Origin of the sequence: Bordetella genomosp. 13, assembly GCF_002119665.1 — a bacterium.
Taxonomy (GTDB): Bacteria; Pseudomonadota; Gammaproteobacteria; order Burkholderiales; family Burkholderiaceae_B; genus Bordetella.
The window spans coordinates 131,627-145,712 of record NZ_CP021111.1; the positions used below are offsets into that span (position 1 = coordinate 131,627).

Annotated in this window: 11 protein-coding genes; 9 read left to right on the forward strand and 2 right to left on the reverse strand. The window is 68.2% G+C overall.

Translation table 11 applies throughout. The annotated features are described in order from the left end of the window. Positions 1-23: 23 nt before the first annotated feature. Positions 24-2,645, reverse strand: a complete 2,622-nt coding sequence (locus tag CAL15_RS00585) for a GDYXXLXY domain-containing protein (RefSeq protein ID WP_086076845.1) — start codon at positions 2,643-2,645, stop codon at positions 24-26. A gap of 63 nt (positions 2,646-2,708) precedes the next feature. Here CAL15_RS00585 and CAL15_RS00590 point away from each other — a divergent pair, with 63 nt between their 5' ends. Next, positions 2,709-5,366, forward strand: coding sequence for a DNA topoisomerase III (locus tag CAL15_RS00590; protein WP_086076846.1), 2,658 nt, complete (start codon positions 2,709-2,711; stop codon positions 5,364-5,366). A gap of 137 nt (positions 5,367-5,503) precedes the next feature. On the opposite strand, the gene CAL15_RS24295 is transcribed toward CAL15_RS00590, so the two are convergent. After that, complete coding sequence (locus CAL15_RS24295) at positions 5,504-6,229, reverse strand: GntR family transcriptional regulator (protein WP_198299117.1); 726 nt, start codon at positions 6,227-6,229, stop codon at positions 5,504-5,506. A gap of 175 nt (positions 6,230-6,404) precedes the next feature. Between CAL15_RS24295 and CAL15_RS00600 the strand changes: the two genes are divergently transcribed. The 8 genes from CAL15_RS00600 (at position 6,405) to CAL15_RS00635 (ending at position 14,016) form a co-directional block, all read left to right on the forward strand. Continuing rightward, entirely contained in the window at positions 6,405-7,403 is a 999-nt protein-coding gene (locus tag CAL15_RS00600) for a Bug family tripartite tricarboxylate transporter substrate binding protein (RefSeq protein WP_232468080.1), read from the forward strand. 61 nt (positions 7,404-7,464) lie between these two features. Then, the gene (locus tag CAL15_RS00605) at positions 7,465-8,457 is read left to right on the forward strand and encodes a polysaccharide deacetylase family protein (RefSeq protein ID WP_086076848.1); all 993 of its coding nucleotides are present in this window, start codon (positions 7,465-7,467) and stop codon (positions 8,455-8,457) included. Positions 8,458-8,494: 37 nt separating this feature from the next. Beyond that, on the forward strand, positions 8,495-8,707 hold the full coding sequence (locus CAL15_RS00610; protein ID WP_086076849.1) for a 2-hydroxymuconate tautomerase: 213 nt from the start codon (positions 8,495-8,497) through the stop codon (positions 8,705-8,707). Positions 8,708-8,777: 70 nt separating this feature from the next. Further along, on the forward strand, positions 8,778-9,845 hold the full coding sequence (locus CAL15_RS00615) for an ABC transporter substrate-binding protein (RefSeq protein WP_086076850.1): 1,068 nt from the start codon (positions 8,778-8,780) through the stop codon (positions 9,843-9,845). A 2-nt stretch (positions 9,846-9,847) separates the two neighbouring features. Continuing rightward, positions 9,848-10,633 (forward strand): ABC transporter ATP-binding protein, encoded by a 786-nt coding sequence (locus tag CAL15_RS00620; RefSeq protein WP_086076851.1) that lies wholly within the window; start codon positions 9,848-9,850, stop codon positions 10,631-10,633. 15 nt (positions 10,634-10,648) lie between these two features. Then, entirely contained in the window at positions 10,649-11,578 is a 930-nt protein-coding gene (locus tag CAL15_RS00625) for an ABC transporter permease (RefSeq protein ID WP_232468081.1), read from the forward strand. 95 nt (positions 11,579-11,673) lie between these two features. Next, positions 11,674-12,453 (forward strand): SDR family oxidoreductase, encoded by a 780-nt coding sequence (locus CAL15_RS00630; protein WP_086076852.1) that lies wholly within the window; start codon positions 11,674-11,676, stop codon positions 12,451-12,453. Between the two features lie 129 nt (positions 12,454-12,582). Continuing rightward, positions 12,583-14,016 carry an aldehyde dehydrogenase family protein gene (locus tag CAL15_RS00635; protein WP_086076853.1) on the forward strand — a complete coding sequence of 478 codons (1,434 nt, stop codon included), beginning with the start codon at positions 12,583-12,585 and terminating at the stop codon, positions 14,014-14,016. The last annotated feature ends 70 nt before the right edge of the window (positions 14,017-14,086 follow it).

The following is a 14,086-nucleotide window of genomic DNA, read 5'->3' on the forward strand; positions in this document are numbered from 1 at the left end:
ATGGCGGCCTTGCCGGCCGCTGGCTACAGCGGCTGCAACTGCTCGTCCAGCATGCGCACCAGCAGCCCGGTGCCATGCTCGTCCACGCGGATCTCGCCATAGCGCGCGGCCTCGAAATGCCGGGCCTGGCCCTCGGGAAAGAAATACGCGTTGGTGACGATGCGCACGCCCTCCGGACGCACGCGGTAGCGCAGCACCAGCTCGTGGTCCGCGCGAGGCTGCGTCTCGTCCTGGATGCGTACTGCCTGGGCCACGCCGCGCGCATCCGGCGCCAGCACCACGTAGCCTTCCGTGCGCACGAACCGGGTTCCCTCTTCCATCGAGCGCGCGAAGTCGGCGTCGCGCAGCCGGTCTATCTCGCTGCCCGCGGCAAAGCGCAAGGCCATATAGTCGCCCTGCATCAGCGAACGCGGATCGACCGGGGCGAGTTCGAGGATGGCGACGCGTCCCGAGGCCAGCAGGCGTTCCCGCTGCCAGATGTTGCCATTGGCCGCGGCTAGCGCCAGCATCAGGCCGCCGAGCACCGCGGCGGCGCGCCAGCGCTGTGCGCTCGTGGGACGCTGCATGGCGGGCGGCGCGGTGGTTTGCGTGCGCATCACGTGCGGTACCAGCCACACCATGCCGCGCAGCGCGAACATCATCAGCCCGGCCGTGGCCAGCCAGCCGGCCTTCTGCAGCAGCGGCACCTCGAGCTGGTAGTAATAGATCAACAGGTAGGACAGCAGGGCCAGCACGCCGAAGATCGCCAGGCGCGGCTTGGCGAGTCCGAAGCCCAGCAGCATCCACGTCAGCGCGAAGGCGATGCCGGGGCTGGGCAGCCAGAACAGCGCCAGAACCAGCAATGCCAGCGGCACTCCCCATACCAGCGTGCGGGTCAGCAGGGCGCGGCGTTCCCACAGCACCAGCAGCGCGGCCACGGCCGGCAGCAATGCGCCCGCCACCGTAAGCACGGCGGTCGAGGGATGAAGGCTCCACAACACCGGCAATTGCATGACCGTCACGCCGCCCGCCATCCACACCATGGCCTGTACGGCGATGGCGAAGGACCAGCCCAGCGGGTCCAGCTTGCGCTGCCTGGGCGGCGCGAGCCGATGGCCGGTCCAGAACGCGGCCGCGGCGGTCCAGGCGCCCGCCACCGCCACCGGCAGCCACACGAATGTCGCGCGCAGCACGTCGACGTCGAGCAACAGCTCGAACATATCGTTGCCCGGGCCCACGTCGGGCACCAGCGCCCGCCACACCAGGCCGGCGGCGGCCAGCGCCATCATCCACCCGCTGAGAAAGCGCAGCAGCGTATCCGGGGCCAGCGCATAGACCGCCACCCCGAGCACCAGCACGAACAGGCTGGCTCCGCCCAGCGAGGCCGAGTCGTACAGGCCGAAGGCCACGAGAATCTGTCCGGCGAAGCCCAGCGCGGTTGCGCACTGTCGCCAGAACGGCGCGCGCGCCGAGCGCAGCACGGCAACGGCGCCCGCGCACATGACCAGGCCCACCACCAGCGCCCCTTCACGCGATTCGATCAGGCCGGACACGCCCAGGAACAGCAGCAGCAACAGCGTGGCCAGCCACGCGCTCAGTCCCAGCAGGCCATAGATGTACCAGGGGGTCTCGGGTCGGCGCGTGCCCGCCGGCTCGGCCAGCGCAATCACAGGCGCCGCGCCCTCCGCGGGCTCGACCGCGTTGCCGGCCGACACGCCGGCGGGTTCGGGATCGGCCGGCCGGGCCGTCGTGCCGGCCACGCGCCGCAGCCAGCGCGCCGCGAGGACCGCCTCGCCCATCAGCAGCGCGGCCAATGGCAACGCGGCCCAGATGCCGGGTTCGAGCCGCAGCAGCCATTCTCCGACCACACGCAGCGACACGCAGATCGCGCCCGCGGCCAGCATGGCCAGGATGACGAGGTCGCGGCGCGCGCGCTGGTAATACAGACCCAATCCCAGCGTGGTCGCCAGCCAGGCCAGGCCGGTATAGGTGCCCAGGCCCATGATGATGTATTCGCCCACCATCAGGGCCAGTACCAGTACGCCCAGCGCCAGCGCGACCAGCACGCGCGGTCCGACGCGCGTACCGGCATGCCAGTGGCGCGCGGCCAGTTCCCATGCAGCCAGCAGCAGCAGGTTCATGGCCGCGATCATCAGGCTGGGAAAGCCGGGACCCGAGAAGGCCACCCACCACGTGAACAGGTGTTCGCCCAGCCACAGCGCGGCCGCCACGTTCAGCACCAGCACCCACAGCAGCCAGACCGCCTGGCTGGCCGCGGCCAATGCCCATGGCAGCAACAGCACGGCCCAGGCGGCGAACAGTTCCCATGTGTCCGCCCCGGTCTGGTAGGTCTGGCCAACAAGCGCCAGCAGCGCGCCCAGCAGCAGCCCTGCAAGCGCCAGTACCGCGCCCGCGGTGCGGCGCCGCACCTCGGCGTCGGCGCGCAGGCGCAAGCCCAGCCACGCGGCGGCCAGCGCGCACACCGCGAGCAGAGCCTGCGCGCCCGCGAAACGCTGTACCTTGTCCAGCGCCGGCCAGTTCGCCGCGACCCAGCATATGACGCCGCTGCCCAGCAGCAGCACACCCAATCCCAGTGTGGCGCGAGCAAGGAACTGGCGCCATGTGTGCAATTCCGATCCTGCCCGCTTCTGAGTATCGACTTGCATGCCGCGAATCTCCCCTCTTATCATCCGCGCTAATCGAGGCGGGTCTGCCGCCAATGGATACCCATGAGCAAAACGCTGATTATTGCCGAGAAGCCCTCGGTAGCCCTGGATATATCACGCGCCCTAGGAGGCTTTGCGCGAGAGGGGGATTATTTTGAAAGTGAAAGTTACGTCCTCGCGTCCAGCATCGGCCATCTGTTGGGGCTTGTTGCGCCCAACGATCCGGTCAAGGGCAAGTGGAGCTTCACGCACCTGCCGGTGATTCCGCCCGCCTTCGAGCTGGGGCCGACGGACAAGCGTTCGTCGGAACGGCTCAAGCTGCTGGTGCGCCTGGCCAAGCGCAAGGACGTCACCGCGCTGATCAACGCCTGTGACGCGGGCCGCGAGGGCGAGCTCATCTTCCGCTACATCATCCAGTACGCCGGGGTGAACAAGCCCATCAAGCGGCTGTGGCTGCAGTCCATGACGCAGGCCGCCATCCGCGAGGCCTTCCAGAACCTGCGCGACGACGTGCAGCTCAAGCCGCTCGAGGCCGCCGCGCGTTCGCGCGCCGAGGCCGACTGGCTGGTGGGCATCAACGGCACGCGGGCCATGACGGCCTTCAACAGCAAGGATGGCGGCTTCTTCAAGACGCCGGTGGGCCGCGTGCAGACGCCCACGCTGGCCATCGTGCACGAGCGCGAGGAACGCATCCGCCGTTTCGTGCCGCGCGACTACTGGGAAGTGCACGCCACGTTCGTGGCCGCGGCGGGCCTGTACCAGGGCCGCTGGATCGACCCCGACTTCAAGAAGGACGAGCGCGATCCCGAGAAGCGCGAGTCGCGCCTGTGGTCGCAGGCCGCCGCGCAGAGCGTGGTGGCTGCCTGCCGCGATCAGTCCGGCAGCGTCACCGAAGAATCCAAGCCCTCGTCGCAGGCCTCGCCCGCGCTGTACGACCTGACCTCGCTGCAGCGCGAGGCCAACGGCCGCTTCGGTTTTTCGGCCAAGACCACGCTGGCGCTGGCGCAGACTTTGTATGAACGGCACAAGGCACTGACGTATCCGCGTACCGATTCGCGCTACCTGCCCGAAGACTATATCGGCACCGTGCGCCAGACCATGCAGGTGCTGGCGCAGGGCGATTCCGCCGCGGTGGGCGCCCTGGCGCGGCATGCGGGCACCGTCGTGAAGAACGATTGGGTCAAGCCCAACCGACGCATCTTCGACAACAAGAAGGTGTCCGACCACTTTGCCATCATCCCGACGCTGCAGGTGCCGCGCGACCTCAGCGAGGCCGAGGGCAAGCTGTACGACCTGGTGCTCAAGCGATTCCTGGCGGTGTTCTTCCCCTCCGCGGAATATCGCGTCACCACGCGCCTGACCGAGGTGCAGGGCCATCGCTTCAAGACCGACGGCAAGGTGCTGGTGTCGCCCGGCTGGCTGGCCGTGTACGGCAAGGAAGCCCAGGGCGAGGACGCCAATCTGGTGCCGGTGGCCGACGGCGAGATCGTGCGCACCGAAGACGTCGATGCGGTGGGCCTGTCCACCAAGCCGCCCCCACGCTACAACGAAGCCACGCTGCTGTCCGCCATGGAAGGCGCCGGCAAGCTGGTGGACGACGAAGAACTGCGCGAGGCCATGTCCGAGCGCGGGCTGGGCACCCCCGCCACGCGCGCGGCCATCATCGAAGGCCTGCTCAACGAAAGCTATCTGCGCCGCGAGGGCCGCGACCTGGTGCCCACCGCCAAGGCGCGCCAGCTGATGACGCTTTTGTCCGGCCTGGATGTCAGCGAACTGACCTCGCCGGAACTGACCGGCGAGTGGGAGCACAAGCTCAAGCAGATCGAGCAGGGCGGCCTGGGCCGCGAAGCCTTCATGCGCGAGATCGCGCAGATGACGCAGGTCATCGTCAAGCGCGCCAAAGAGTACGAGCGCGATACGGTGCCCGGCGACTACGCCACGCTGCGCACGCCGTGTCCCAAGTGCGGCGGCGTGGTGAAGGAGAACTACCGCCGCTACGCCTGCACGCAATGCGACTTCTCGATCAGCAAGCATCCGGGCGGCCGCACTTTCGAGCTGCCCGAGGTCGAGGAACTGCTGGGCAAGCGCGAGATCGGTCCGCTGCAGGGCTTCATCAGCAAGATGGGCCGGCCCTTCGCGGCCATCCTGCGCATCAGCGACGAGTTCAAGCTGGAGTTCGACTTCGGCCAGAGCGACGACGATGACGGCGAAGAGGTGGACTTCTCCGGGCACACGCCGGTGGGTCCGTGTCCCAAGTGCCAATCTCGCGTGTTCGAGCACGGCATGAGCTACGTCTGCGAGAAATCCGTGGGCCCGGCCAAGAGCTGCGACTTCCGGTCGGGCAAGGTCATCCTGCAGCAGGAGATTTCCCGCGAGCAGATGGAGAAGCTGCTGTCCGACGGCCGCACCGACCTGCTGGACGGCTTCGTGTCCAGCCGCACCAATCGCAAGTTCAAGGCCTTCCTGGTGCGCCAGCCCGACGGCAAGGTAGGCTTCGAATTCGAACCGCGGCCCGAGAAGCCGGGCGCCAAGGGCCGCGCGCCCGCCAAGGCGGCCGCGGGGGCGGCGCCGGCCGGCACGGCAGTCCAAAAGGCGGCTGGCAAGACGGCGGCCAAGAAGGCGGCTGCCAAGACGGCAGTCAAGAAGACCGCGTCCAAGACCGCCGCCAAGAAGGCCGTGAAAAAGGTTGCTGCCAAGAAGGCGGCCAAGGTCGCCGGCTGAGGCGCAAGCGGACTCGGTGCCAGCCCGCAGCGGTTCCTTCGCTCGAAGACCGCTGCGTGGTGTCGGCGGCCTCATGCCCTGGGCCGAGAGCCCGATGCCGGCATGGCCGTGCGTACGCCGCCATTCGTCGAGAAGGTCTAAGGCGTCTTGCGTTCGTACAGTTGCTGGAGGAAGGCGCCCGAGGCGCGGATCAACTGGCGCGCCTGCGCCTCGCTGGCCGCCGGATCACGCGCCACCAGCGCATCGGCCAGCATGCGCCAATCGTGGGCGGAAGCCTTGCGGCGCTCGTCCGATGCGAACACCATGCCGTTGTTGCGGACCATGATGCGCCACAGCGCCTGGTTCGAAATCTGGTCGTACGTCATGCGCACCCACTTGCTGCACGCCATTTCGATCAGCAGGTCCTGTACGTCCAGCACGGCACGGGTGTAGGCTGGGGCATCCACGCCCTGCGCGGCCAGCTCTTCCAGCGCGCGTACGGCCAGGTCGAATCGTCCGATCGCGGCCGTCTCGCCCAGCCGGGCAGCCCGCTCGGACGCCAATCCCAGCAGCACGCCGCGCAATTCGTACAGTTCATTGATCTCCGCCAAGTCGACTTCGATGACCCGCGCGCCGTAGCGCGGCACACGCTCGACGAAATGGCCACGTTCGAGGTGGGCCAGCGCTTCGCGGATCGTGGCGCGGCTGACCGCATGTTCCTCGGCCAACTGAATCTCGAGCAAGCGGGCGCCCGGCGCCAGTTCGCCATCGAGAATGGCTTGCAGCAGGCGCTCAGCAACCTGGGCCGGCAGAGATTGGGCGGTGCGGCCGACGGGCACGCGGAGCTCCTGCGATTGGTCGCGCAAGGGGGCGGGATAGGGCATGCGAATCCGGGAAGGGCGCGAAATCCGGGATTTTAGCCTCGGGCTTCTGGATATCCCTTGATTGTCCGACTGTCGACAACATGATAGCTTGTATTGTCGACAATCGACAGCAGTAAACATGCTCGTAACGACAAACCGGCGCGCCGCAACCGGGAGTGCCGACAAGGGGAATGCCATGATCAAGTCACACTTCGCGGCGGCCGGCGTGCGCGCTGCCCTTCTCGTTCTTGCCAGCACGCCTTTCCAGGCCGCCATGGCCGCGGACGAGTTGTGCAACCGGCCGGTCATCGAACTGGTGGTTCCCTGGGCCGCGGGCGGTGGAACCGATGCTCAGGCGCGCATGATCGCGCCGCCTCTGGCGGAACGCCTCGGTAAACAGGTGGTGGTCGTCAACCGTGCCGGCGCCGGCGGCGTGGTCGGCACCACCGGCTTCGTCAACAGTGCCAAGCCCGACGGCTGCACGCTCATCATGGCCACGGGCGCCACCAACGCCACCGCGCCGTATCTGTTCAAAGACCTGAAGTTCGCACCGTTGGACGACTTCACGCCCATCGCGTTCGTAGCCGAGTCGCCCAACATTCTTTTCGTGCGGGCGGACTCCCCCTACAAGACAGTCCAGGACCTGGTCGATGCCGGTCGCGCCCGCCCTGGTGCGCTGACCTATGCAAGCGGAGGCGTCGGGGCATCGAGCCACCTGGCGGGCGCATTGTTCGTAGAGAAGGCCGGCGTGGTGGCTGTGCACGTGCCCTACCAGGGCGCGGCGCCCGCCATCGCAGACCTGCTGGGCGGGCAGGTCGATTTTTCGGTGGACACGGGCAGCCAGCTGGGCCACGTGCGCGCCGGCAAACTGCGGGCGCTGGCGGTGGCGGCGCAGGAGCGGATCGCCGCGTTGCCCGATGTGCCGACGTTCGACGAGGCCGGCATCAACGGCGTTCATTACTCGTTCTGGGGCGGCGTGGCCGGCCCTAAGGGATTGCCCGCGTCCATGGTGCAGCGGTTGAACAAAGACATCAACGCAGTCGTGTCCTCGCAGAAGGTGCGCGACTACTTCCTGTCGAACGGTTCGCAGCTGAAGGAAGGGCTGTCGCCCGACGCCTTCAAGGCGTTCTGGCGCCAGGATCTGGAACGCAACGAGCGGATCGTCGCGGCGTCCGGCGCCACGGCCGGCAACTGAAGCGGCGCCTGCCGCATATCCCGGCCCGCGGCGGCCGGTCTCCACCATTGAGGAGCTGTGCATGAAGAAGATCAAGATCGTCGTCACTATGGACGTCGAACCCACCACCGCCACCACGCATCCCACCGCCACCGGTCCCGCGGAATGGGGCCTGGGCGAACGCGCGGTGCGCGGATATGCGGAACTGGCCGGGGACCACGGCTTTCCGGTCACTTATTTCATTCACCCCGAAGCGGCGTTGGCGCAGGCCGACATGTTCGACGAACTGCGCGCCCGGGGCGCCTGCCTGGGCCTGCATATCCATGCATGGAAGTACGCCATGTGGCGGCACCAGAGCAAGCGCTACATGGCTCACTATGGCGGACTGAGCGAGTCCGATCAGCGGGCCCTTCTGGCCGAGGCCGGCGCCCTGTGGCAGCAGATGCTTGGCGAATGGCCCAGGTACTTCCGACCGGGAACCTTCTCGGCCAACGATGCCATCTTCCGTGTACTCGACGACCTTGGCTTCGACGGAGGCTCGTGCTCGGTGCCGGGCCGCCAGATGCCCGAGATGCAGGCGGTGTGGAACGGCACTGAGCCGGATCCGCATCGTGGCCACGCTTATTTCCGCCAACTGGCTGGCGACCTGGAATTCGTCAACATGCCGCTGTCGGCCGACTTCTCGCTGGCGCTCGAGGGTCGCATCGGCCGCCGCCTGCATCCGGACCTGCGCCCCGACACCGATTGGCAAGCCCAGTACGGCCTCAGCTACGACACAATCGCCGCCAATATCGTGGGCCAGGTGCTCGCGCGAGCGCCGCAGGTGCCGGTGATCAACGTGGTGTCGCACAACCATTACGACTATCGTGATCCGCGAGACCCGGCGCGCCAGCGCCTCCAGCAATCGTTGAAGGCGCTGGCCGGGGCATGCGCGGCCGCGGGCGTCGAGCCCGTGGGCGCGACCCTGGCCGAGATCGTCGACGATGTGCGCAGCGCGGCTCGCGTCGAAGTGCCTTTCGTCTGCGAGGGCAACATAATGGAAAGAACCGGTACGTTGGGCACGTTGGGCGCGTAGACTGTCCGGCGCCATCTTTACACTCGAAGGAACCTCCATGCCCTATATCCGTATCGAAATCCTGGAAGGCCGCACCGAAGACCAGAAGGCCGCCATCGCCGCCTCGGTGACGCAGGCGCTGGTGGAGCATGCCGGCGCCAATCCGCAGAGCGTTTTCGTCGTCTTCCAGGACGTCGCGCCGCAAGACTGGGCGGTCGGCGGCACGCTGATCTCGCGCCGCCATACCGGCGCATCCAAAGGCCACGGTTAGCAAGCCCGCCCGAGTGCGGTATCGTTGTGGCCAAAATTGCTGTATCACAACGACACCAAGCGAGGACGACATGGGTTCACCATCGCACGGCACGGCGGCGTCGCGGCGCCGCTTCCTGGCCGCATCGGCCAGCCTGACCGCAACCGGGCTGCTGGCTCCGTATACCGCGGCGTTCGGCGCCCAGAAGCTGGGCAAGGTGGCCTACGGCCAGGGCAGTATCGATCCCTTCTTCGCAGCCGGCTACGTGGCGCTGAAGCTGGGCTACTTCGGCGAGAACGGGCTCGAGGTCGAGTACCTGAATTCGCAGAGCGGGCCGCGCACCAATCAGCTGCTGGCGGCTGGCCAGATCCTGTTCGGCGCCACGGCGGCCACGGCCGCGCCCGCGCTGACACTGTCGGGCAAGCCCGCGGCGCTGGTGTTCGGCTTCGACCGCAAGCTCACCTATGCCAACCTCATCGTGCGCCGCGAGGACTACGACAGCGGCAAGGTGCGTACCCTGCAAGACCTGGCGGGCAAGCGCGTGGGCGCCACGCAGCCGCAGTCCAGCACCTGGCTGATGGCCGTGTACCTGATGCAGAAGGCCGGGGTGGGCGACAAGGTGGACATCCGGCCGCTGGGCGACCTGGCCACCATGCTGGGCGCGTTGAAGACGGGTTCGGTGTCGGCCAGCATGGCCACCATGTCGATGATGGAGCAGGCCCAGCAGGAAGGCTGGGGCGTGCCCATCTTCGACGCCACCACCGAAGCCTCCTGGCAGGAATTCATGGGCGGCGACGTGCCTGGCATCGCCGCGCTGACGCTGCGCGACACCATCGAGAAGCGGCCCGAGGTCGTGCAGGCCTTCGTCAGCGGACTGGTGAAGGCGCAGGACTACATCACGGCCCACAGCGCCGCGCAGATCACCGACGCCATCTACGACGACTATCTCAGCGCTTTTCCGCGCCAGGCCATCGAGAAGACGCTGGGCGTGTACAAGCAGACGGTGTTCCTCAACGACAACATCATCACGCAGGACGCCTATGCGCGCATGACCGCCGTGATGGGCGACGGCCGCCAGTACAGCAACGAAGAGCTGAAGAACGCGCCCTACGACCGCTGCGTGGACATGCGCTTCGTGCGTCGCGCGCGGGGCCTGTGACGATGATAGAACTGGCGCAGGTCGGCAAGGCCTACCAGTCCCAGTCGGGCATGTCGCGCACGGGCATCGTGCACGCCGTAGGCCAGGTGGACCTGCACATCGCCGAGGGCGAGTTCGTTTCCATCGTCGGCCCGTCGGGATGCGGCAAGAGCACGCTGCTGAACATGATCGCGGGCTTCCTGCCGCCCACGACGGGCAGTATCCGCGTGGCCGGGCAGCCGGTGCAGGGCCGCGTGCCGCCGGCCCTGGGCTACATCTTCCAGAAGGACACGCTGCTGCCCTGGTACAGCGTGCGCAAGAACGTGGCGCTGGGCCTGCGGTTCCAGGGCGTGCCCGCCCAGCGTATCGCGCCGCGCGTGGCCGAACTGCTGGAGCTGGGCCATCTTTCGGGCTTTGCCGACGCGTATCCGCACCAGTTGTCCGGCGGCATGCGCCGGCGCGTGGCGCTGTTGATGAGCCTGGCCGTCGAGCCGCGCATCCTGCTGCTGGACGAACCCTTCGGCGCGCTGGACACGCATACCAAGACTCACCTGCACCGCGAACTGATGGAGATCTGGCGCAAGCTGGGCCAGACCATCGTCATGGTCACGCACGACCTGGACGAGGCCATCACGCTGTCCGACCGCGTGGTGGTGCTGTCGGGGCCGCCCAGCCGCGTGCTGCGCGACGAGCGCATCGATATCCCCCACCCGCGCGATGTATTCGCGCTGCGCGAGACACCGCAGTTCACCGCCCACGTGCAAAGCCTGTGGTCGGTGCTGGGCCAGCAGTTCCGCGTGGCCGCCTGAGCTAGCGACGACGACATGGCACGTGATTTCCGATTCCTGCACACCGCCATCCGGCGGCATGCGCTGCCTGCCGATGCCTCGGCCGCCGGCCTGCCGCCCGAGGCGGCCGCCGCCCTGCAAGACCAGTTGCGCCACGGCCGACGCGCCGGCCTGCGCCACCGCCTGCGCGTCGGCGCGTGGCAGTTGTTGATTCTTGCCGTGCTGCTGGGCGCGTGGGAAGGGCTGACCCGCATTCCCTGGTTCGTGCAGAACACGCTGTTCGACCCATTCTTCATCAGCCAGCCCTCGCGCGTGGCGCTGCGGCTTTGGCAGTGGCTGCAGCCCGGGCCGCGCTCGGTGTGGCCGCACCTGTGGCTCACACTGGAGGCCACGCTGCTGGGGCTGCTGGCGGGAGTGGGCAGCGGGTTCGCGGTGGGGCTGGCGCTGTCGCGCAGCCGCATGCTGTCCGAGGTGTGCAACCCGTTCATCGTGGCCTTCAACTCGATGCCGCGCATCGCGTTCGTGCCGCTCATCACCATGTTCTTCGGCCTGGGGCTGGCGTCCAAGGTGGTCACCTCGTGGTTCGTGGTGTTCTTTCTGGTGTTCTTCAACACCTACAAGGGCGGACGCAGCGTCGAGCGCGAACTGGTCGACTTCTGCCGCACGCTGGGCGGCTCGCCGCGGCAGATCCTGTGGCGCGTGCGCATTCCCACCGCGGCGGCCTGGACCTTCGCGGCGCTGCCCAACGCCATCAGCTTCGCGCTGATCGGGGTGGTGTTGGCCGAGTTCGTGGGCTCCACCACCGGCATGGGTTACCTGATGATCACCGCGCTGGCCACGCTGAACGCAACCGACATGTTCGCGGCCGTGACGCTGTTGTCCGTCGTGGGCATTGTGCTGGTCTACGCCGTGACCTGGCTGGAACGCAGGCTGCTGCACTGGGCGCCGGAGTTCCGCGACGCCTAGGGCCTGTTAACAGGCCCTAGCGCCGCTCGTGGCTCCGTGGCTTTGCGGCCCGCTGTCGGCGCCGCTGTCCCACGTTCCTGTTTCGAGTAAACCGCATGAGCGCATCCGCATATCTGCAGCAGTTTTCCCTGGCGGGGCAGGTCGCCCTGGTGACCGGATCGGCACGGGGCCTGGGCGCGTGCATTGCCCGCGCGCTGGCCGGTTGCGGCGCCCATGTCCTCGTCAACGGCCGCAACGAGCAGGCCGTGCGGGATGCCGTGGATGACATGCGGGCCGACGGGCTGGCGGCCTCGGCCCTGCCCTTCGATGTGGTTGACGATGCCGCGGTGGAGCGGGCATACGCGCGCATCGATGCCGACTTCGGCAGGCTGGACATCCTGGTCAACAACGTCGGGGCGCGCAACCGCAAGCCGTTGCACGAGATGACCGCGGCCGAGATCCGGGCCCTGATCGACACCGATCTGGTGGCGGGCATACTGCTGGCCAAGCTGGCGGCCGAGCGCATGGCGCGCCACCGCCATGGACGCCTGATCGCCATCACCTCAGTGGCGGGCGAGCTGGCCCGGGCCGGCGACTCGGTGTATCCCGCGGCGAAGCAGGGCTTGACCGGCATGGTGCGCGCGCTGGCCATGGAATACGGCGGCCTGGGCATCACCAGCAACGCGATCGCGCCCGGAACCTTCGCCACCGAGACGAATGCCGCCATCGTCGCGGACCCCGTGATGGGCGCCGCGCTGGCCGCGCGCAATCCCATGGGGCGATGGGGCCGGCCCGACGAGATCGCCGGCGCCGCGGTGTTCCTCGCCTCGGCCGCCGCCTCGTACGTCAACGGACACGTCCTGGTCGTCGACGGGGGCTTGTCCGTGCAGTTCTGACGGGCTGTTTACACTGAAGGCCTGCCCACATTGGAAGCCGCCAGGCCGCACGGCGCGGCGGCGCGCCCACGGCAGGCGCCCCGGTCGTACGGGCGCGCCCTTCCCAAAGCATTTCTAGCAGAGGTGGATATGAGACAGCACTTCATCGACAATCGTCCGGCGGCAGGCGCTTCGGGCGAGCGTATTCCGGTCATAGACCCGTCCAGCGGGCAGGAGTACGACAGCATCGCGCGCGGCACCGCCGCCGATGTCGATGCGGCCGTGCAGGCCGCGCGGCGCGCCTACGACGGCGCCTGGGGGCGCCTGAGCCACGCCGAGCGGGGCAGGCTGCTGCTGAAACTGTCCTTGAAGGTGCTGGACCATTTCGACGAGCTGGCCGAGATCGAATCGCGCGACTGCGGCAAGCCGACCAAACAGGCGCGTGCCGACGTGACCGCCATCGCGCGCTACTTCGAGTTCTACGGCGGCGCGGCCGACAAGCTGCATGGCGAGACGCTGCCCTACACGCAGGGCTACACCGTGCTTACCCTGCGCGAGCCGCACGGCGTCACGGGCCACATCGTGCCCTGGAACTATCCGCTGCAGATCTTCGGCCGCAGCGTCGGCGCCGCGCTGGCCGCGGGCAATGCCTGCGTGGTCAAGCCGGCCGAGGACGCCTGCCTGTCGCTGCTGCGCGTGGCCGAGCTGGCCGCCGAGGTGGGCTTCCCGGCCGGTGCGCTGAACATCGTCACGGGGTATGGCCACGAGGCCGGCGACGCGCTGGCCCGCCATCCCGGCATCGACCACATCTCGTTCACGGGCTCGCCGCGCATCGGCGCGCTGGTCACGCAGGCCGCGGCCGAGCGGCACGTGCCGGTGACGCTCGAGCTGGGCGGCAAATCGCCCCAGATCGTGTTTGCCGACGCCGACATCGACGCCATGCTGCCCGTGGCGGTCAACGCCATCGTGCAGAACGCCGGACAGACCTGCTCTGCGGGCAGCCGCCTGCTGGTGGAGCGCAGCGCGTATGAGGCCGTGCTGGAGCGCCTGGGCGCCGCCTTTGCCGCGCTGCGCACGGGGCCCGGGAAGATGGACCTGGACTGCGGTCCGCTGATCCGCAAGACCCAGCTGCAGCGCGTGCAGGGCTTCCTGCAGGCCGCCGAGCAGGACGGCATCGCCACGGTAGCCAGCGGCGCCGTCGTCGACGGTGCGCCGGCCGATGGCTATTACCAGGCGCCCGTGCTGCTGCGCGACGTGCCCGTGACCCACAAGCTGGCGCAGGAAGAAGTGTTCGGGCCGGTGCTGGCCGCCATGCCGTTCGACAACGAGGCGGACGCCGCGCGCATCGCCAACGCCACCGAATACGGCCTGGCCGCCAGCATCTGGACGCGCGACGGCGCACGCCAGCTGCGACTGGCCCGCAAACTGCGCAGCGGCCAGGTGTTCATCAACAACTATGGCGCGGGCGGCGGCATCGAACTGCCTTTCGGCGGCGTGAAGGCCAGCGGCCATGGGCGCGAGAAGGGGTTCGAAGCCCTGTATGGCTTCACCGTGCTGAAGACGATATCGATCAAGCACGACTGAGCGCGTGTTGGCCAGCACCGGCCGGTGGGAATCAGGCCGGTGCCGGATGTGCGGCCAGCCCCAGCTTGTC